This is a genomic window from Polymorphospora sp. NPDC050346, assembly GCF_040655695.1.
Taxonomy (GTDB): domain Bacteria; phylum Actinomycetota; class Actinomycetes; order Mycobacteriales; family Micromonosporaceae; genus Polymorphospora; species Polymorphospora lycopeni.
Window position 1 is genome coordinate 1 of the sequence record NZ_JBFAKM010000070.1, and the last position, 18920, is coordinate 18920.

12 protein-coding genes and 3 pseudogenes are annotated in these 18920 nt (G+C 68.9%); 8 read left to right on the top strand and 7 right to left on the bottom strand.

Annotation, left to right across the window (positions count from 1 at the left end):
* From AB0I42_RS36095 to AB0I42_RS36110, 4 genes are all read left to right on the top strand, one after another.
* A partial coding sequence (locus AB0I42_RS36095) for a LamG domain-containing protein (protein WP_357544268.1) occupies window positions 1-6150 on the top strand: 6150 nt, incomplete at its 5' end.
* A gap of 441 nt (window positions 6151-6591) precedes the next feature.
* On the top strand, window positions 6592-6720 hold the full coding sequence (locus AB0I42_RS36100) for a hypothetical protein (RefSeq protein WP_357544269.1): 129 nt from the start codon (window positions 6592-6594) through the stop codon (window positions 6718-6720).
* Window positions 6721-7097: 377 nt separating this feature from the next.
* Window positions 7098-7583 carry a hypothetical protein gene (locus AB0I42_RS36105; protein WP_357544270.1) on the top strand — a complete coding sequence of 162 codons (486 nt, stop codon included), beginning with the start codon at window positions 7098-7100 and terminating at the stop codon, window positions 7581-7583.
* 46 nt (window positions 7584-7629) lie between these two features.
* Window positions 7630-8457, top strand: a complete 828-nt coding sequence (locus tag AB0I42_RS36110; RefSeq protein ID WP_357544271.1) for a hypothetical protein — start codon at window positions 7630-7632, stop codon at window positions 8455-8457.
* Window positions 8458-8467: 10 nt separating this feature from the next.
* On the opposite strand, the gene AB0I42_RS36115 is transcribed toward AB0I42_RS36110, so the two are convergent.
* Window positions 8468-8677 (bottom strand): hypothetical protein, encoded by a 210-nt coding sequence (locus AB0I42_RS36115; RefSeq protein WP_357544272.1) that lies wholly within the window; start codon window positions 8675-8677, stop codon window positions 8468-8470.
* A gap of 62 nt (window positions 8678-8739) precedes the next feature.
* Here AB0I42_RS36115 and AB0I42_RS36120 point away from each other — a divergent pair.
* From AB0I42_RS36120 to AB0I42_RS36130, 3 genes and pseudogenes are all read left to right on the top strand, one after another.
* Window positions 8740-8859 (top strand): annotated as a pseudogene (locus tag AB0I42_RS36120) (Na+/H+ antiporter NhaA); the annotation flags it as partial.
* Window positions 8860-8950: 91 nt separating this feature from the next.
* Entirely contained in the window at window positions 8951-9160 is a 210-nt protein-coding gene (locus tag AB0I42_RS36125) for a hypothetical protein (protein WP_357544273.1), read from the top strand.
* A gap of 151 nt (window positions 9161-9311) precedes the next feature.
* On the top strand, window positions 9312-9869 hold the full coding sequence (locus tag AB0I42_RS36130; protein WP_357544274.1) for a dihydrofolate reductase family protein: 558 nt from the start codon (window positions 9312-9314) through the stop codon (window positions 9867-9869).
* A gap of 511 nt (window positions 9870-10380) precedes the next feature.
* On the opposite strand, the gene AB0I42_RS36135 is transcribed toward AB0I42_RS36130, so the two are convergent.
* The 3 genes from AB0I42_RS36135 to AB0I42_RS36145 all read right to left on the bottom strand — a co-directional run bounded on the left by AB0I42_RS36135 (window position 10381) and on the right by AB0I42_RS36145 (window position 16192).
* Window positions 10381-11862: a BTAD domain-containing putative transcriptional regulator gene (locus AB0I42_RS36135; RefSeq protein WP_357544275.1), complete on the bottom strand. Its 1482-nt coding sequence runs from the start codon at window positions 11860-11862 to the stop codon at window positions 10381-10383.
* A gap of 598 nt (window positions 11863-12460) precedes the next feature.
* Window positions 12461-14320, bottom strand: a complete 1860-nt coding sequence (locus tag AB0I42_RS36140) for an Hsp70 family protein (RefSeq protein WP_357544276.1) — start codon at window positions 14318-14320, stop codon at window positions 12461-12463.
* A 423-nt stretch (window positions 14321-14743) separates the two neighbouring features.
* A complete protein-coding gene (locus tag AB0I42_RS36145; RefSeq protein WP_357544277.1) occupies window positions 14744-16192 on the bottom strand; it encodes a fibronectin type III domain-containing protein in 1449 nt (482 codons plus the stop codon).
* Between the two features lie 170 nt (window positions 16193-16362).
* Here AB0I42_RS36145 and AB0I42_RS36150 point away from each other — a divergent pair.
* Window positions 16363-16548 (top strand): annotated as a pseudogene (locus AB0I42_RS36150) (hypothetical protein); the annotation flags it as partial.
* A gap of 91 nt (window positions 16549-16639) precedes the next feature.
* Here the strand turns inward: AB0I42_RS36150 and AB0I42_RS36155 are convergent.
* From AB0I42_RS36155 to AB0I42_RS36165, 3 genes and pseudogenes are all read right to left on the bottom strand, one after another.
* On the bottom strand, window positions 16640-17329 hold the full coding sequence (locus tag AB0I42_RS36155) for an IS6 family transposase (protein ID WP_357544278.1): 690 nt from the start codon (window positions 17327-17329) through the stop codon (window positions 16640-16642).
* A gap of 136 nt (window positions 17330-17465) precedes the next feature.
* Window positions 17466-18116, bottom strand: a pseudogene (locus AB0I42_RS36160) (WbqC family protein); the annotation flags it as partial.
* Window positions 18058-18675, bottom strand: a complete 618-nt coding sequence (locus AB0I42_RS36165; protein ID WP_357544279.1) for a YdcF family protein — start codon at window positions 18673-18675, stop codon at window positions 18058-18060. The gene AB0I42_RS36165 and the pseudogene AB0I42_RS36160, both read right to left, overlap by 59 nt.
* Between the last annotated feature and the right edge of the window lie 245 nt (window positions 18676-18920).

Genomic DNA, 18920 nt, shown 5'->3' on the forward strand with positions numbered 1-18920 from the left:
CTCCATCCTCCGCGAACTGCAGTACCTACTCGCGACCTGGCTCGGATTCTGCCCTCTCTGCCACCAACTCGTCCCAACCTAACAAAGCACTACTACTACCGCTTCGACGAGGGCGACGGCACGAAGCTGCACGACCTGACCGGCAACGGGCTGGACGGCACCCTCGTCGGCGGGCCGACCTGGGTCACCTCCAAGGCACCGATCAGCGAGCACTCTGGCCTGCACCGGAGCAGCTTCGCCTTCACCGGCCGCAGCGTCGTCTCCGGTCTCGCCACGACTCTCTACTTCCAGCAGGAGAACGTGGCGGCCGCCACCGGCCCGCGCTCGCTGGTGAAGCGGCAGGCCCGGGTGCTGCTCGCCGCGGCCACATCCGGTCCGGCGCCAGCGGACGGCACGGTGGCCCGGTCCCATGTCGCCACGCTCGACCTCGCGGTCGGCCGCGATGGCCGCCTGGCCCAGGTGCCCGACCAGGTCACCCTGAAGGAGCTGAACCAGCCCGCGTCCGCCGATGATCCCGAGAAGATCGCGGCGCTGCAGCAGGCGATCGCCACCCTGAAGGAACAGATCAAGGCGGACGAGGCGATCGTCGCCGCCCCGGCCACCGACCCGGCGACCGTCGCCCAGTGGAACCGGGACCGGGTGGTCGCCGACGCCGAGGTGAACCGGCTGGAGTCAACGCGGAATCTCCCGACCAGCTGGGTCTACCGCGTACAAAACTTGCAGGAAAACTTCTACATGAAATGGTCGACCAAGGTCAGCAACCCGGATTATTCCGTGCACTCCACCAAGGATCGCAACGACCCTGGAACCTTGTGGGTATTGGTGCGTCTACCTGGATTCCTTAACGCCTACTACGGTATTGTAGCTTACAATCCACTTTCGACGGTGCTCGACACAGGGCTCGGCATCCCCGTCGGAATTTCCTACGTCCGGTTGGTACGCAGGGCCAATTACTTCCGGTGGGCGTTCGATCCCCAGGGCATCAGCGGCAGCGGGACTGGCCGGATCTTGAACCCGGTCGACGCGGAGATGACCCGACACCAGTTCGTCGCGTTCCAGAAACTCACCGGCCCGGACTACGACCTGTACGGCGGCAACTACCGCCCTGTCGATCAGACGCCCGCCGCGAGCGCGGACCAGTTTCGGTGGGAGAAGGTCGAGCCGATACCGGCGATCGAGGCGGCTCTGGCCGAGGCGAGGCTCCGGCGCGACGACCTTGTCATGAAGCTGGATCGGGAACGCACCAGGCAGGCGCTGGCCACCGAGGCCGAAGCCCGGCTGCGAGCCGCGCGGGCCGATCTGGCCGCCAAGGAAGCCGAGCTGTCCCGGCTCACTGCGGGCAGGGCGGGCACCGGGGATGTGACCCTTGCCATGCCGCACCTCTACATCGACCGGGGCGGGCTCAGCGTCACCGGAGCGCTGCTCGGGTTCGCGTGGACCCCGGACACGCCGTTCCTGCTCGACAGCACCGTGGGGCAGATCTCGCTGTACTTCCGCGGCGGTGATGGGCAGTTCTTCGCCACGTATTACGACACCGAGGTGTCCCGGGCGGAGAAGCGGTTCACCGTGGGGTCGCGGACGATCCGGTTCGTCAGCCGCGATCCGCTGATCGACCTGGCCGGCACCACCATCGAGGTGAGCGACGACGGGCAACAGGCGCAGCTGTGCACGGTCACGATCCGCAACAGCTTATACACTGAGACGTTCCCGTCGGTGCCCCGGCAGGTGGAACAGTTCGCCGATGTGCTCAACGGCCGGGGCATGGCTGAGCCCCGGTACCTCGGCAAGGTGGCCGAGGTCACCAATGGCGGCAAGTCTGTGCGGCTCGCCGAGTCGTTGACCACGCGTGTGCCGGCCGGTGCCGTCATCACCGTGGCCGGCACGGCGGTCCGGGTCCAGTCGGACGCCAACAGTGGCGCCGACACGCTCATCGTGGCCGGCGGCGCCGGCGCGGCCACGCCGGGCGACCCGGTGTCCTGGGTGCTCTACCACTACGACCTGGCGACCGCCAGCCGGCCCGGCGCCTGGCTGGCCGCCGGCTCACAGGTCGTGCAGGCGGAGGTGGACGGGGTCACCGGCAACGTCCCCAACGGGTCCGCGACGGACCTGGTGACGGGGCGGGGCGCACAGTGGCACGGGGCGACTCCGGGCCGGGCGTTCCGCTTCGACGCACAGACGCAGCCGCTGGCCCTGCCCGTCGATCAGCTGGCGCAGGTGGGCCTCGGCGGTGACGTCACCGTCGAGGCATGGGTCCTGCCGGATGCCTTGCCGGGCCCTGGCCGGGTGCTGAATGCCAACACTGGAGTAGGTCGGTACCTGCTCGGCCTGGAACCGGCGCCGGTGAAGTCGGCGCTGGCGTTCGACGGGGTGGACGACGGGGTGGACTGCGGTCCGATGGTCCTGGCCGGCACCGACTTCACCATCGAGTTCTGGGCCAAGCGCGAGCATACCGGCCGCGACGACTTCATCCTGACACACGGGGTCACCACCCAGACCGCCAACCAGGCACTGCACATCGGGTTCCGCGCCAACAACACGTTCGCCCTGGCCTTCTGGAACAACGACCTGAACACCACGACCACATACGACGACCTGGCATGGCACCACTGGGCCGCGGTGTTCAACCGGACCACCAGCGAGCAGATCCTCTACCGCGACGGCACCGAGGTGGGCCGGCGCTCCGTCACCTCCCCCTACGCGGGGGTTGGCAACCTCCGGCTCGGCGTCTCGGCCGCGAACGGCTCCCGGGCCAACGTCCGGCTGGACGAGGTGCGGGTCTGGGGCCGGGTGCGCACGCCCGCAGAGCTGGCCCAGGATCGTGATCGCCGGCTGACCGGCCAGGAACCGGGGCTGATCGGCTACTGGAGCTTCACCGGAGCGGGCACGAGCGACCTGTCCGGCAACGGCCACGACGGCGCGGTCACCGGCACCCCCGCCGTGGCGGAGTCGCCGCTACCGGGCTACCAGATCACCGCGGGCAAGGGCGACAGCCTGGTCCGCAGCCGGGATGCGTTCCCGTGCCGGGAATGGGCCCACCTGGCCGCCGCGATGGAGCAGTCCTGGGCGGTCTCCCTCGACGGCCGGGGGTATCTCGACGCCGGCAGCCATGACGCCCTCGATCTGGCCGGCGAACTCACCATCGAGGTGTTCATCAAGCTCGACATGCTCAACTGGCCGCACGGCCTGGTGTCCTACGGAGTGCTTGACGACGGTGCCGGCGGATGCGTGCCCTACCACCTCTCGGTGCGTCGCGACGGCAAGCTGGAGTTCCGCTTCGAGGAGCCTGGGCACAAGGAATACAGGTACGTGTCAACCACGGCGCTGCGCGCCGCCACCTTCCACCGGGTGGCGGTGACCCGCAAGGCCAGCCCGCCGGCGGAGCCGGACCAGTGGCATGACATATCGTTCTTCATCGACGGTGCGCCCGCTGGGACACACCGCTACCAGGGCGTGGGCCCGAAGGGCGGCGCCGGCCCGCTGGAATTCGGGCGTGCCCGGGTCGGCTCGTCCGTGTTCCCCCTGCGTGGCGTCCTGTCCGAGGTGCGGTTGTGGCGGGTCGCCCGCACCCCGGAGCAGGTGTGCCGCCCGGTCGGTCCACGCGAGCGGGGTCTGGTCGGGTGGTGGCGGATGGAGGAAAACGCCGGCAACGTCGCGGGCGACGCCATGGGCTCCCACCCGGCCCGGCTGCGGAGTGCCACCTGGACCAAGAGCCCCGACCCGCAGGGCAGCCCGATCCGGCTCTACCGCAACGGCGCTCCGGTGCCCACCGAGCCGGTCACCATACAGGCTGCCGCCTTGCTCGCCTACTACGGCCAGAACAAATATCAGTTCACGGTCGGCGGGATTACGTTGGTGACCACTACCCCGATACACCCCTTCTCCGGTGTCCTGGAAGAAGTGCGTGTGTGGCGCGGTGTGCGCACCCAGGAGCAGATCCTGGACAACGCCTTCAGCCGGCTCAAGGGCGACACGGCGGACCTGATCGCGTGTTACCCGTTCGACGCCGACTCCACCAGCGCCAACGCCGACGAGGTGCGCGACGTCGGGCCCCGCGGCAACCACCTGATCCTGTCGGCCAACCAGCGCCCGCAGATCGTCCTGTCCACCGCCCCGGTCTCCACCGACGCCGCCGTGGTGCGCCCGGCGCCGGCCAGCGTGCGGACCGGCTTCCACACCCTGATCGACAGCACGCCGGCGGCCAGCGAGTACGCCGACGCGCAGGTCGACGCGCGGGGCGTCCCGAGAGGCGTGATGAAACGCTGCTACAGCTACCTGCACGGCCACGCCTGGCACCTGGTCACCGGGTACAAGGTGGGCAACCTGGTCAGCGAGTGGGTCGGCCAGGCACAGTACGACCCGCAGATCGTCGGGTACGTCGAGGGTGCCCCGCCGGTCCCCTCCGAGAACCTGACCAATCCGTCATCCGACCGCGCGCCGGGTGAGTTCAACAGCACCTCCACTGTGGAGTTCAAGCAGGCCAACGAGGTCAGCCACAGCCACGGCACCGACACCGAGAACAGCCGCACGGCGGGATTCGCGGCGACCCGCAACCTCGGCGCCACTGCCAACATCAACACCGTCATCGCACCCTTCGGCGGGGGCATCACCGTTCCGATCGAGGTGGAAGCCACGCTGGAACGCAACACCAGCTACGACTTCACAAACACATCGAGCCAGCAAAGCGAGGTCTCCCGAGCAGAGACCACCACCCGCCAGATGAAGGTAGGGCTGAGCGGCGAATGGGAGGATCCGAACGCCGTCTTGAACCCCGAGGTCGGCCCGCGATACCTGCCGGCGAACACCGGCTTCGCGGTGGTGCGCTCGTCCACCGCCGACATCTTCGCGCTGCGGCTGGCCCACACCGGCGCCCTGGTGTCGTACCACGTCACCCCGAGCCCGGACATCCCCGAAGATTGGAACCTCATCCCGTTCCCGATCAACCCCCGATACACCAAACAGGGAACGCTCGACGGTGCCGTCGGCGCCACGGCACGCGGCAAGGTGCTCGACCCGGACTACCCACAGGCCCTGGACCGCGGCGAGTACAGCTACTTCAAACCCACCGAGACCTACGCCCTGATCCGGCGCATCCAGCGCGAGCAGCAACAGCTACGGAGCTTCTACGAGGCGCTCTCCACCGAGCCGCCTGACTTCAAGCCGATGCTGAAACAGGCCGCCCTGCACACCCTCAAACAGGTCGGCACCGAGGCCGCCAGTCTCGTGGCGGGCGCCCTCGTTCCTGGGCTGGGCGCCATCGGCGGGATCGCCGCCATGCTGGGCACCGGAGCGAGCGGGATGCTCAACCCGTCACTCGGCGAACTCTCCCTGCCCGGTGCCGGGGCGCTGGTCGACGGCTTCTCCCGACGCAACCTGGTCAACACCTACATCTGGACAGCGGCTGGCGGATTCTTCGCAGAGACCACCGAGACCACCGATGCCGTCACCGAGGCCACCGCGGGCACCTTCCAGGTGGCGAAGAGCGAGAACACCACGATGTCGCTGTCGGTGTCAGCCCTCGGCGTGAGCGGCGGCCTCGGCCTGGACCTGACCGGCGGCATCGGCTACACCTCGACCCGGAGCAAGAAGAAGGAGTCGAGCACGACCTTCTCCGTCGAGGTGTCCTGCGACACGAACGGCGACCTCCTGCGATACAAGGACGGCAAACCGGTCCTCGGCAGCGACGGCAAGCGGCAGCTGCTGCCCGGCAAGGTCGACGCCTATCGGTTCGTCACGTTCTACCTCGACGCCACCAGCGACAACTTCGACGACTTCTACCGCGAGGTCGTCGATCCGATCTGGCTGGAGCAGAGCTCGGACCGCAACGCCGCCGCGCTGCGCCAGGCCCGCCAGCCCGACAAGAAGCCACCGTGCTGGCGCATCATGCACCGGGTCACCTACATCAGCCGGGTGCTGGAGCCGATCCCGACGGACACCACACCACCGCTGGAGAAGCTGATTCGGGCGCAGCACATCGACAGCAACTACGAGCTGATCAGGAAGCTCGAACCGTACGTGCGTGACGCCACCACCAACGTCAGCCGCCTGGCCGACGCCACCCGCGACGCTCTGGACCGCCATCTGCCCGAACTGTCGCCACACGCCGCCGAGATCACCGAGTACCTGGCCCTCTACTACGGCGTGGACCAGTAACGCCCGTGGGGCGATCCCGAACCCGGGATCGCCCCACGACCTCCGACCCGAACCATCCCGCCATCGCCAGATCAACGACCCCGTTACCCGTTACCTTTTTTGATCGTCCCCAGCCGGGGACTGCTCGGGTCCCCTGGCTCGGTATGACTTACCGCCCCTGTCGACGCATGATCCGGGGGGTGTTGTCGCCGGGCCGAGTGGCGTCGGCGGACCGCTGATAGGGACCCGGCCACCCTTCGGGTAGGTCTCTTCGTAACGTCCCGGCGAGCAATGTGATCAGGCATCCGCTTCTCGGCATTATGCGGGTGAACACCCGCGTCGCCCCCAACATTGCATCGAATGCAATTCCGCGCGGTTGGCGCACACGAAGCCGAAGCTGCCCCCGCAACAGGCCCGGATCGCGCAGCAGATGTACGAGCGAACCGGCCGGACGGGCGCCAGGTGCACCCGCTGGCGCAGATCGCCGCCGAGTTCGGCGTGACCCGCCCTACGATCTACGCCCACCTGGCCCAACTGCCCGCCGGTGAGCGTCCGGTGGTGCCGGCCGACCGGCGGCGGAGCCGACCGTAGAGCAGTACGACGAGCTGTTGACCCGGCTGGGCCGCACCAACTGACCGGCCCCACTCGTCCACCAGAAGCGGCCCCAGCGTTTCCGCGCCTGCTCCTCCCGCGCCGCACAAACGGCCTTGCAGCCATAAGCGGGCATCGACTAACGTCGCCACCACTGGCCATCACTTCACGTAATCGAATCCCTACCTAAAGGTGTTGGCTGGTTTTCCCGCGGATGGACTGTGTCCCGGTCCTGGGTCGCGACTGTCCGCCCTCACGTCTGGCACCACGGGGAGGAAACGATGAAGACAGCAAGGCTGCTTATCGGATGGGTGACGGTCGCGGTGGTACTCGGGGCCGGCGCCCCGCCGGTGCAGGCAGCGCCGCAGCGACCCGGTGTGGCGTTCGTGTCGGCTGAGGACGCCGAGCCGGGGGTCGCGCCGCCGGACGCTGACGCGACGGCCGTGTACCGCGACAGCGCAGGCCAGGTCATGCCAGCGCCGGGCGGCCCGCACGCGGAGTCCGAGGCGTTGATCGGGTGCACGCCCGAAAGCGGACACGACAACCCGCACCGTTCGGGTACCGGCGTGGCCGTGTCGGGCCACGGCTGGTGGAAGAAGGGCAACTGCGACAGTGACCGCGCCAACGTGATCAACTGCCTTTACGAGTGGTACACCGACAACAGTTGGCGGCAGAAGGCGTGTTCTCCGACCAAGGAACTGCGGCCCTACACCGGCAGTGGAGACCGGACGGTGGCGCGCAGGGACTGTCACAGCACGGCCCGCACGTCGTGGCGTAACCACGTGGACGTCGACGTGATCGGTGAGATCGACACGGCAGAGAAGCCGTACCGCCAAGCCGACGTCGACTGCCGGGTGGACTAGCCTGGTAGCGGACAAACCTGGCAGCGAGGTCAGCAGGGAGGCCAGCGTGCCCGAACGCAGCGTCACCGCGCAGCCAGGCATAGTGCCCGGGTCCGAACCGACCGCGGGCACCATGTTCGCCGCCCTGTACGGCACCCTCACCCCGCACCCCTGGCGGGCCGGACAGCAGGACGCCGACGCACTGTTCCACCACCGATGCCTGGCGATGGGCTGGCTCGACGACACGTCGAGTGGACAGCCGGACAGCGCACCCGGGCTGTGGGCCATCAACGACGCCGGGTGGCAGCACCCCCGCGGCCTGGACACCGGACTTGTTGCCTGGTTCCAGGTCGAGGCCAGCGCCGTCGCCGGGGACCGGCCGCTGCCGGTGCAACCGTTCCTGCGCTGCGCCCAGGACGCCACCGCCCGGGCAGGCACCCTCGAGCTGTCCGCCATCCAGATCCTGCTGCCGGTACACGGCATCGACCCCTCCCGGCGGCCCCCGTATGCACCGGTGCCGGCCCTGCGGTCCGTCGCATGGTTCGCCGCCGGCGACCCGCACGCGCACACACCGGTACAGGTCAGCGTCAACAGCGGCCAAGACCCCGCCCTCGCGGCGGTCGCAGCGCAGCTGACCGACCAGCTCACCCGCCTGGACCAGACGGTGTTTGCCAACGTCTCCCACGACAGCGCCGACCCGGACACCGCGCCGCCGCCACCGTTCGACGACAGCTTCTGGAGCGGCCCACCCCTGCATGGCGCAACCCTGCGCGGCGACCTGATCGAGTGGACCTGCGAAGCGATCGGGTGGCTCGCCGAGGCCGTCGCCGACTGCGCCGCCCGCCTCGGCGTCGCCTCGCCGCTGCTGCTCACCGTCGCACGAACCACACCCTGACCGACGCCGGTCACGCCCACGCCGGGTGATCCGGCGGGTGGTCGATCGGCCGGCGCCCCGGCACGGCCTGCTGCCGACCGGTCGGTGTCGTAGTCGATGCGCGTGTGTTCAGGTCGAGCTTGACCGTGCCGTGCAGCAACACGTTCGACCAGAACAGCGGGGTGAGGCCGCGCGGGTCGTGCGGGGAGAGCCGAGCGGCCCACTCCGGTTCGGACAGCACCCGGTCGACCAGGCGGGTGTTGACCAGTACCAGGGCCGGACTGCAGCAGGTGCAGGGTGAGCATGGAGATCTTCTGCGCCTGGTGGCTGCTGCTGCCGCTCGCGGTCACCGTCTGGGCGCTGGTTCACGCCGCCGGCATCCACGCCACCGTCGCTGGCGTGCTGCTCGGCTTCCTCGTCCCAGTGATCCGCCGTGCCGAAGGCCCGGGGCCGGGCTGGCGAGGCATTTCGAGCACCGGTGGCACCCATCTCTGCAGGGCTCGCGGTGCCGTTCTTGGCGTTCTTCGTCGCCAGTGTGTCGGTGGCGGGTGCGGGCGGGCTGCGCGCGCCGGTCACGATCGGCCTCAACGCCGGGCTGGTGCTCGGCAAGGCCATCCGCGTGCTCGGCGCGACTTGGCTGGTCAGTGGTTTACCCGCTCGTCTCTCGGTGACCAGCTGGGTTGGTGGGACCTGCTGGGCCTGTCGCTGGCCGGCATGGTTCTAAGCGCGAGTAGCGGTCCCGGCTGGGCGCGAATTTGGGTCCCGGCGGCTTTCATTGGGCGCGAGTTTGGGTCCCGGGGCGCGTGTACCCCGGGCTGACTGACGCGATGCCTACCTGGGCCGCGACGCCGTAGTGGGCGATAGAGTCGCCAGCCATGGGAGTCCTCACCTTCAGCCTCAACGTCACCCTGGACGGTTGCGTCGACCATCAGGAGGGGATCGCCGACGATGAGACGCATGCCTTCTTCACCCGACTCATGCACGAGGGCGGGGCAATGCTGTGGGGTCGCGTCACCTACGAGATGATGGAGAGCTACTGGCCGGCCGTCGCCCGCGGCGACGAGGAGGCGCCGCCGGCCATCCGCGAGTGGGCGGTCGGTCTGGAGGCCAAACCCAAGTACGTGGTGTCGTCGACGCGCACGGACTTCCCGTGGACCAACAGCCACCATATCGCCGGTGATCTGCGCGAGGGCGTGCAGAAGCTCAAGGACGCGACCCCGGCCGGGGTCCTGCTCGGAAGCGGCAAGCTCGCGACCGAGCTCGACCGGCTGGACCTGATCGACGAGTACAAGCTGCTCGTCCATCCCAGGATCGCCGGCCACGGCCCGACGCTGTACCAAGGTGGGCTGCCCGGCACGCGCCGGCTCGAGCTGCTCTCGGCGCAGCCGCTTCGCAACGGCGCGGTGGCCATGCACTATCGCCGCGCGCGCTGAATCACAGGAGCCCATCACCGCCAGCTTGCCCGGCAGCGTGGCGTTCCGCTCGTCGGAAACGTCCTCGCCTTGAGGAGTCCTTCGGCGCTGCGCGGCGAGCGCGAGATGCCCTTCTCTGCGGCCGGTTGTTTGATCGACGTGCTTGCGCTCACCCGCCGACGCCTCCAGGGCGGGGCCCGAACTCCCGCACGTCGATCATGGAGATACACCAGCCCGGGTCCCAGAAGAGACGCCTATCTGGGCCCCGTTCCCACGACCGGAGCCACCGGCATCGGATTCGCGGTGTCGCCGCTGATCGCCGAGCTGACCTTCGGCGCCGGCAGCGAGTCCGACGAGCACGCCCGATCGGCCTATCCATCGATTGGGCATCACTCACTTCGCCACCAGCCTCGTGCAGCCGTCGATACCCGGTTGGTGCGTCGGCCACAGAACGGACCGTCGGCTTGAACCTGCTGGGTCTCGAACCGACCTTTGTGAGCGTCGCCTTGATCTACGGTCGAGGCGCGGACGGTCACAACTCGTCGCCGGGCGGCAGGCCAAGTTCCGTGATCCGCTGTCGGTAGGTGTCGAGCAGGTCGGCGGCAGCGGCGTGCTGACCGGTGGCGGTCAGGGCTTGGACGGCCTGAAGGTGTAGGTGCTCGTTGAGAGGGTCGACGGTGATCGCCTGCTCGAGCAGCCTCAGTGCCTCGGGTGGAGGCTTACCGGCCGCCATGGTGGTGTGTGCGTCGATGATCTGCCGGCGTATCGCTTCGCGGTGCGGGACCAGCCACAGCCACGGCTGTCCGGTGGCGAGTTCGCCGGGTGGCTGCTCGAGGACGGCGTGCAGGGCGTGGTGGCGGGCATCCGAGGTTATCGCCCGTGAGGCGGCGGCAATCGTGGCCTGCAGCTGCCAGAGGTCGACGCTGGTGTCGGGGTGGAGGCGGTAACGGTCGGTGACGCGTTCGACGACGGGCGTTCCGGCGGCGGTGTGCAGGGTTTTGCGGAGTTCGCTGATGGTGGCGTATATGCGGTTGGTGACGGCGTGCAGGCGTAGGTCGGGCCAGATCGCCTCGGCGAGTTCCTCGGTGGTGGCGCCATCGGGGTGGATGGCGAGGTAGACCAGGGCCTGCCAGGCGGCGGTGCGGCGGACGCTGACCGGGGTGCCGTCGATGGTGACCTGGAGCGGTCCGAGGACCTGTATCCGAAGCCGGGCTTTCTCACGTCGGGGATGGACAGGAGTTGGTGCGGCGGCAGGGTGGGCGTGGCGGGCAAGGGTGAGCAGGTCTGCGGCCGGGGTCGGGCCGAGTACACACATCCGGCGCCGGTCGTTGGTGGTGGTGTGTCCGTCAGCGGCGACGTGCCAGGTCCGGCCACCGTGGTGGGCGGTGCCGAGCACGACGGTGGTGACCGGCCCGATGGTCCCGGTGGACAACGCGGTCAGGTGATCGCTCAGGTTCGAGATGCTCGCGGTGGAGGCGATGACCAGAAGCGGCGACGTCGCAAGGCGGCCGCCTGCGTCTGTCGGCAGCGCGTGGTGCGGCGTGGTCGCGGTGGTGATGGCGTCGTCGATGGCGGCGGTCACGATCAGGCCGGCGATCCCGTGCCATGCTCTGCCGCTGCTGTCGGGACCGAGCAGGTGGGCCAGGTCGTCGGCGGTGGTGACGATCTGGCGTTGGCCGGCGCTGATGGTGGCGGTGACGATCAGTCCTCTCATCGCGTCGGCGGCGCCGGGGCCGGTCAGGGTTAGCAGCCCGGGAGGCAACGCGGCGGGGTGGACCGGCTCCGGTGCGGCTGGGTGTCGGGCTTCTGGCTGGTGGCTGGGTTGGGTGGTCTGGGCGGCTTGGACTGCGGCGACGGTTGGCGGTAGTGGTGTCAGGTCGTTGTCGGCGTCGTGGCGGGTGCCGGCCGGGTGTGGGGTGTAGCGGCGTCGGCGGCGGAACCAGATGAGTACCGCTGCGGCAGTGATCGCCTCGGCGGTCGGGGTCGGGATCCAGCCGCCGTCAGGTAGATCCACTCCGGTGGCCGAGGTCGCTTCACGATCACCGGCGCTGGGGGCAGCCGGCTCTGGTGCTGCGTGGTCGCGGCCGGCGCCGGCCGTGGCTGGTGCGCGGTCAGCGGTGTCTGGGGCCGGTGTCGTACCAGCGGCGGTGAGCATTGCTGCGCCGACCATGCTGCTCGCGGTTGCCTGCAATGGTGTGGGGACCGGAATCCGGCGCAGCCAGCGTCCTGCGTTCCTCAGCCGGACCATGACCTGCCCGACCACTGCTATCAGGAGGAACAGCCACAGCAGCCAAGCTGCGCCGGCGAGGGCTACGGCGAGGGTCTGTTCAGTTAGTGGTTCGGCGATCCAGGAAGCGAGCTGCTGGCTGGTAGGGGCCTGTGTCGGCCATGGCCAGCCCACGAGGCGGATCAGTGCGACCGGCGGTCCCACCAGTAGCACGGTGAGAAACGCCAGTGCCGCCATGCGTCGTGGCCACTGCACGGTTCACCGTCCGCCGGAAGGCGGCCAGGCTCGCGCGGCCCGCAAGCCCGGTGCGGTGTTGGAGTTGTGGTGCGGGCCTGTGGTGGCCGGCGGGTCGGCACGCGGCAGGGTAGCGCCTCGCCTCATCGGATCACTGTACATAAGGGATGTTCCGCGCCGGACTGCGTGCCAACTGCCACAGCTTGCGGAGCCACCAGAAAGCCACCGCGAGCGCGTACATCACTCCGAGCACTCCAGTTGCCTGCCAGGACACGATCGCCGTGCAGAACACCGCGAGCAGCGGCACCAGGATCAGCCGCTGCCACCACAGGGCCACCACTGCCCAGCCGATCCCCACCCCGACCAGCAGGCCACCAACCCGAGCGGACACCTCGATCAGCAGCGCCAGGTCCGGCGGCCGTGGCGTGTTCATCGCGTACTGCATCAGCACCATCCCGGCCGTGGCCGCAAGCACCGACACCGCGGGGAACCCTAGCCACCGGTCCCAGCCTTCCACCGGCTGTCGACCGCCCCAGGTTGCCAGCACCGCCGCCACCAACGCCAGCATCACCATCGGCAGTACCGGTAGCACCGCCCATCGTAGAAGCGGTCCCAGCGGCATCCCGATCCACAACGATCCCGCCACCGCGTACAGGCCGGCCACCGACACCCCGGTCGCCGCCGCTCCCGCGATCCCCGCCCCGACCCGCACCCCGACCGACCCGGGCCCGGTGTTCATCGCGGCCAGCACCGAGGCGACAACACCCCCCGCCGCTACACACGCCACCATCGCAAGGACCGACGCCACGGCCAGCTCGCCCCAGTTCGCCAGCGCGTACGTTGACGGGCCCCAGAACGTGCGCGACCCGTTGAACACCTCGGCCGTGAACAGGAAGTGCACTATCACCACCAGCGACGCCATTCCCGGCCCCACCACGGCGACCGCCCGCCACCACGACGGCAGAAGGCCTTCGGTCATCCCACCGGAGTCGGAAGGCCTCGCCATCCCACCGGTGGCGGCGTGTACCGGAGCGGTGGGGGCACCGCCGACTCCTGCGGCGCCGTGCACCGCCACCACTGCCGGGTTCTCGGGCACCAGCGAGGAGAGGCCGGTGGCCTGCGCGATCGCCTGCGGTGCGCCAGGCATCAACGCCGCCCCGCCCACGCAGTAGACCCCGGCCACCTGGGCCGGGTCGACCTCGGCCGCCACCAATGCTTCCCGGGCCAGCTCGCCGGCGCGTCGCACCACGGTGGTCGTGACCAACTCCACGACCTGGGCTGTCATGACGAGGGTCGGCGCCGGCTCGGGCAGCATCACCGTCACCGCTGACCTGCCCGATAACGCTTCCCGCGCCGTCCGCAGACCCGTGACCACGGCCCAACCACCAGGATCCGATACCTTCGGCAGGTCCGGGTTAGCTTGCCGTACTTGCTCGGCCAGCAGTTCGTCAACCCGGGCGCCACCCGTATCTTCGTCGCGCAAGGTGGACAGTACCTCGAAGCCGTGCGGGCCGCGGCGCAGCACCGTCGCCTCGAACCCCGCACCAAAGTCGCACACCACCAGGAACTGGCCCACCAGCACCTGTGCCCCGGTCGCGAGCACATGGTTGGCGACCGCGACAGGCGCCTCCACCAACGACGGTTGCCGTATGCCCGCTCGATGCGCCACCTGCCGAAACCATGTCCGCCGCCGCGGGCCCCATCCGGCCGGCACGACCAACACGACCTCGCCGATCACACCGCCGGCCAGCCGCTGCGCCTCCCCCACCACTCGCCCCAACACCGCCGCGACCAGAGCGGCCGCCTCCACCTCACCGCCAGCCACCACAACCTGATCACCGGGCAGACGCAGCGGCGCCGACACGAAGCGGTCCGGTGCCTCCGATGCCTGCCGCCGCGCCGCCTCGCCCGTCAACTCAGAACCGTCCGGCGCAACCCACACCCCGACCGGCAACACCGACGAGCCATCGAACATCAACGGCAACGAACGCCCATCCGGCCAGACCAGCACTGCGGTTGCCGTAGCGTCGCCGCAATCGATCGCTAGTCGTACCTCCCCAGACGACATAGCACCGTTCCTACACCATGATCCACCCACACGTCACGCGCAAACACGTGGAGTAACGGCTACGGCATCGCCACCGAGGTGTAGTTCGGTCATCGCGATGATCGATTGCACCGACCATCGCAAGCGCTCGGTTTGTGGGGGTACGTGTCGGGGCGCTGTTGCATTGAGCGATCGCCAAGATCGCTTACCGTAAGACTTTCTACAAGATCAAAGTGAGTCACCAAACCCGGCTGTCGAGACCTGGACAAAAGGGTTCCTACATGGTGAGGCGGTCGAGCGTCGGACGCCCGGTTTTGCAACCAGCGGACGTCACGCCGGGAAGATCTGCGCCGCCCAAGGCGCGGGAACGCTCAATGCAACAGCGCCTCACGGGGCGACCAGGAATGGGGTGATCACGTCGACCGGGGCAGTCGGCGGGGACTCGTCGCCGTTCGCGTTGACCGCGGTCAGGCGGTACTGGTGGCGTTCGGCGCCGCGGGTACGCAGGGTCACGGCGTTGCCTGGGTACGTGCCGACCACCGTGGCGCCGTCGTACAGGCGGTAGGTCAGGCCGGGCAACGGGGTCCAGGACAGCGGGACGTCGGCCTCGTAGGTGTTGACAACCGTCGGCTGGGCCGCGTGGAAGCCGAGCGGGGCCGCCGGGTGGCCGCTGGGGCCCGGGAGCGTGGTCACGGTCAGCGGCGCCGAGGCGGGCGTGTCGGGGCAGCCGGGCAACGACCCGACCACGCGCAGGCTGTGTGACGAGGCCGGCGCCAGGCCCGTGAGCACTGTGGCCGGGTCGGTGACGGTGGCGACGACGCTGTCACCGTCCAGCACGATGTAGGAGCCGGCGGTCGACTCGAGGGTCCAGTCCAGGCGCAGGGTCGACGCGGTGACAGCGGTGGCGGTCACCCGGGACGGGGACGGCGGGCGAACCGGGCAGGGAGCGGTCGAGAGGGACAGGATGGGGCTGTGTTCCGACTCGTTGCCGGCCACGTCCAGCGCCGCCACGGTGAAACGGTGCGCGGTGTTGTGGAACAGGCCAGTGATCGTCGCCGACGGGATCCACGTCGTGGCGACCCGGTGGGCGCCGTCGTAGACCGCGTACTGGTGGATGTACGAGCCGTCGGACGGGGCCGACCAGGTCAGGCCGACCGATCGGTCGGTCTGGGCGGTGGCGGCGAGGTTGCGGGGCGCGGCCGCCGCATTCGTCGCGCCGGGCAGCGTGCGGGTGGTGGCGTAGCCGACCGTCGCGTTGTGCGGGTTGCAGTTGGCGCGGCGTAGGGCAATCGTGTACGGGGTGTCGGGGGTGAGGCCGCCGACGCGCAGGCTCGTGCCGGGCACGATGCCGTAGTCGCGGTCGTTGACCGTGAGGGCGAGCTGCGGCGACGCCCGGCCTACCGACCAGCGCACCGACAGGGCGGAGGACGTCACGTCGAAGACGGTGAGCGGCGCGGGCTCGTTGCATTGGGGCGCCATGCCGGGCGTCCACGTGGTGCCCGTGAACGGCGCTGATGGGGGCGATTCCACGCCGTTGGAGGAGACTGCGGTCACCGTGTAGGTGTGGGTGGTGTTGATGCCGAGGTACTGCATCGGGGCCGACGTCGTCGCCGTGCGCCGCACGACCGCGCCGCCCTCGTAGACGCGGAACGACGCGACTGCGGGGCCGCCCGCCGGCTGGCGCCAGGACAGGGAGATGCCGGTGGCGGAGACCGAGCCGGTCAGGTCGGCCGGTGCCAGCGGGGCCGGGCCGGCAGCGGCCGCAGTGCCGGTGGTGCCGGCGAGCACGGTTAGCAGGGCGGTCAGCACGGCGGCCGGGGCGACGAGCGTACGCATCGGCGATCCTCTCTATGGAGACGCCAAAAAACAGTAAACAAAGCTATCCATTTATGTCAACGTCGGGGCGCAGGAGGATCCTGCCGGTGGTGCGGCGGGCCAAGTGGGGTGCTGTTGCATTCGGCGGCAGCTTGATCGACTACGGGCTCGATGAGTAAGCAGCTGAGCTGATGGGGTCGCTGTCTCGTGTCGGGTCCGGCTCCCCACCGCCGTCGGCGTTCACTGGTTTCCGGTTCCCCGCCGAAGGCGATCGTCCTCGCGGTCGGCTGGTACCTCCGGTTCAACCTTTCGTATCGGGATGTGGCGGAACTGCCGGTCGAACCGGCGTGGAGGTGGATCACGACACGGTTTACCGGTGAGTGCAGCGGTTCACCCCGCTACCGGCCGACGCGGCGCTGTTGCTTTGTCGGTTCGGTGGACACGCCGAGCCGCGTCAGCGGACACTGGTCAGATTGCTCGGGCGAGTTCGGCGAACGCGGCGGCCACCCGCGTTGCGGGCGGAGCATCGGTGGCGAGTTCGTAGTGTCCGCGGCGGAGGTTCTGGACGAAGGCGTGTCCGGTTAGGACCGTCTGTGCGGTGCGGTCGTTGCGGAGGCCGCGCATCGGTTTCAGGCGGTGTTTGAGCTGGCTGTGGTCGGCTTCGATCGGATTGTTCGCGTACCGCTCGACGTGATGCCACGCGGACGGGACCAGTTCGTCGAGCACACCGGCGTAGACGGGGGCTGCGTCGGTGACCACCTCGACCGGCGTCACCTTCAACGTCGACAGAACCCGGCGGAAGAACCGGCGTGCCGCGGCGGCGTCCCGACGGGCCGAGACGAGCACATCGATGACCTGGCCGTACTGGTCAACAGCCCTGTACACGTACCGCCACACGCCGGTGACCTTCACGTACGTCTCATCGACGAACCACCGGTCACCCGGCGAGTGCCGGCGGAAGCGGGCGGCGTCGGCCAGCAGCGGCGTGAACCGCTGCACCCACCGGAACACGGTGACGTGATCGACCTCGACCCCGCGTTCGACCAGCAGTTCCTCGATATCGCGATAGGACAGGTTGAACCGCAGGTACCAGCGGACCGCGACCACGATCACCTCCGGCGGGAACCGGAATCCGGCGAACGCCGACTTCGCAGGCAGGCAGGACCCAGCACGTGTCGGCGGCTTCACTGCTCAAGCATGCCTCGATCTTGCCGATGCTCAACGCAACTGTGAGCGTGCTGATCTTGCAGGCGTGCGTCCAGATTCCGGCGTCTGGGGTGCGGAAGGCTGTGACGGCTACGCCGCGCTGGTGGAAGAGGTCGAGGTCGAGGTACTTCATGCCGCCGGTTCCGCAGAGGTAGGTTCCGGCTTGAACGGTGGTGGCGAGGTCTGCGAGCCGGAGTGAGCGTCCGGGTCTGGCGCCCAGGTGCCTGCTGTGCAGGATGATGCCCGGCCAGCCGAGTAGACGTAGTAGGAGGCAGGTAGAGGCTTCGGCGATCTGCGCGGTGCGGTCGGTGGTCGTGAGCAGATCGGCGACGGAGTCGAGGCGGGTGCGCAAGTCAGGCCAGTAGGGGCTGGCGCGGTAGCGCTGGGCGAGCAGTTGGGTGGTGCGGCGGGCGCAACGTTCGGGCTCGGTGATGCGGGCCTGGTGGATGAGGGTGTCCCGGCCGTGGGGCAGGTGCGTGGAGAGTGACAGCCACTGCTGGCGGGCGGGATCGTCGAGGGCCGCGAGTCGGGTGCGATGCTGGTAGTCACGGCGAGTGAACTGCACGTCGTCGAGGACGATCCAATAGTCCGCCGCGAACAGTTTGGCCACGGTCGACAGACGAGGGAACAGGTTCGGTTGGTGGATGGCGCAGATCACGCCGGGTGCCGGCCAGGGCGGATTAGCCGGCGAGGAGCCGGCGGGTGAAGCCGTGGGCGAGGAGACGCTGATACGCGGCATGGACGTCCTCGGGGACCTCTTGCTCGATGGCAAATCCGAGCGCCGGATACTCGACGATGCGTTGCAGGTCACCGACCAGCATGTTGGTGACCAGCACCTCGTCTCCGATGGCCTTGACATAGTCGTCGAATTCCAGCGGCTGGGAGGCGCAGATGACCTGCACCTCAGGCCACAGCTTGCGGCAGGTGGCGTAGGCGCGTCTTTGCATGTAGGGCATGGCGATCAGCATCACCGAGGCCACGTTGATACCGGCGGCGATCAGCGCGGCGCGGGACAGGGTGATGTTCTGGCCGGTGTTCGTGGCCGCCGGCTCGACCAGGATCGCGGTGTCGGGCACGCCCAGGTTGAGGGCGTGTTCCCGGAAGTGGACGGCTTCGCCGCGCGGAAGCCGGTCGGGGTGGGTCGGGTTTATCGCGCCGGTGAAGACCATGGTCGGGAACAGACCGGCGTGGTAGAGCTCGGCGGCGTAGGCGGGAACGCCGAAGTCGTGGCTGCCGAGTCCGATGGCGACGTCGCACGAGCGCAGTTGGTGATGCATCTGGTGGTAGTCCCAAATCATTTTGGCGTCGCGCCACTGGTCGTCGGTGATCCGCTGCTGGTTGGCGTCTGTCACGGAGATCCTTCCTAGTCACCGGCGCATGGGGCTTGTTCGTGTCCGTGACGGATGCCCTCGATGCTGCGTTGTTGGTGACTCATACCGTACTGGCTGGCTAAGCAGGTTGCCGGAAGTTATGTCCGTAACTCGCCCGAGTTGGCGTAGCTCCACATAGAAAGACCCCGTCGGGGGTTTGATCGAGTTACCAC